This is a genomic window from Paenarthrobacter sp. 10L420 (assembly GCF_056395385.1).
The window spans coordinates 1-1584 of the sequence record NZ_JBFTJK010000056.1 but is presented as its reverse complement, the minus strand read 5'-3'; the positions used below and the strand labels follow the sequence as shown (position 1 = coordinate 1584).

Here is a 1584-nt window from a genome sequence, read left to right as displayed (position 1 = left end):
CGGGATGTCGGATTGCTGGCATCGGCGATGGCGGCCAGTGGGCCGTGGGACTGCAGGATGTCGATAAATTCGCCGGTGCGTTCGATGAAGTCAGTGCGCTCGGCAAGTTCCTCGCCGAGGAGATGGTGATCGGCCAGGACACTTTCGGCCAGCTCATGGCCGGAGCGGGACTGGGCCGCCAGACCGGAGAGGAGCCGACGGGCGGGATCTTCCATGGCATCTGCATGTTCGCCGGGCTCGAAGCCACCCAACGGGGCGAGGCACGTCAGGTAGGCCGCTGTGGTGAGGGCCAGAAGCTGCGGCATGGTCCCGGCGTCGAGCATTTTCAGCGCCGGCAGCGGAATGCGCTGCCTGAGTTTCACCGAACCGTCGGAACCGACTTGGCTGGTGCGGTGGCCCAAAGCCGAGTTGCGCCAGCGTGAGAAGAGCTGCTCCTCGTAGGCGCCGACATCCACGCCGGCTGGAACGTTGACGCTGGGCAGGTACTCGTCGCGCAGCACCGTACGGGCTGCCTGTTCGATGTGGGCCTGCGCTACCGATTCAGGGATAGTGGCTGCTCCGGTGAGCGCACCCAAGTAGGCGATCAGGGAGTGAGTGCCGTTGAGGAGCCGGACCTTGAGCTGTTCATACCCGGCGACATCGTTGGAGAAAACAGCACCTCCGGCTTCCCACATGGGCCGGCCCGCTATGAAGTTATCTTCCATGATCCACATGGAGAAGGGTTCCGCCGGGACCGGGATGGCGTCGATGTAGCCGCGTTCTTCCGCGACAAGGGCTCGGTAGTGTTCGGTGGTGGCCGGTACGATCCTGTCCACCATGGATGACGGGAAGCTCGCATGGGCATCGATCCATGCCAGGGTTTCCGTTGCTTCGGGAGCTGGCAGCCTGGAGGCGAATTCGCGGACCAGCCGCTGGGTGTGGTGGCCGTTGTCGGCCAGGTTGTCGCAGCTCAGGATCGTGATGGGTTCTGAGTGTGTGCGGGCACGGTGTTGAAGTCCGCGGACGATTTGGCCGATCGGCGTCTTGGGCGCGGTGGCGTTGAGCAGGTCGTGTTGTACGGCGGGATCGGCGAGGTTCAGCGATCCTGTGGAGGGTGAATAGGTGTAGCCGTTTTCGGTCACGGTGAGGGAGACGATACGGGTGGCTGGGTCACCGATGACTGCTGGGACGCGCTCCGGATCGTTGGCTGCCACAAACGCGTCGGTGTGTACGCGGGGGATCGAAAATCCCGAGCCTTCGGGGGAGATTTCCACCACGGTGTAGAGCATGTCCTGGGCGTGCATGGCGTCTGTGACAGTCGAGGACCGGCTGGAAACGCCGATGATTCCCCAGTCGCCGCCGCCGGCTTTGATGGCCGCGTCGGTGTAGACGGCTTGGTGGGCGCGGTGGAAGTTGCCAAGGCCCAAGTGGACGACGCCAGCGGGAGGGGTGGTGTGGCTGCTGATGAGGCCAGGTGTGCCCAGCGAGAGTGGTGGGGTCTTTGGGGATGCCATGGTTTACCAGTCCTTCATGGAGCCGTCGAGCTCACGGGCAATCGGCAGGTAGGCCTGCTTGTACGGGAAGCGGGCTGCGGCCTCTTCGTCT

1 protein-coding gene is annotated in these 1584 nt (G+C 64.1%); it reads right to left on the bottom strand.

The annotated features are described in order from the left end of the window. Positions 1 to 1493 (bottom strand): mannitol dehydrogenase family protein (locus AC1DD5_RS25620; RefSeq protein ID WP_477523123.1); only part of this gene is annotated, 1493 nt, incomplete at its 3' end. Between the last annotated feature and the right edge of the window lie 91 nt (positions 1494 to 1584).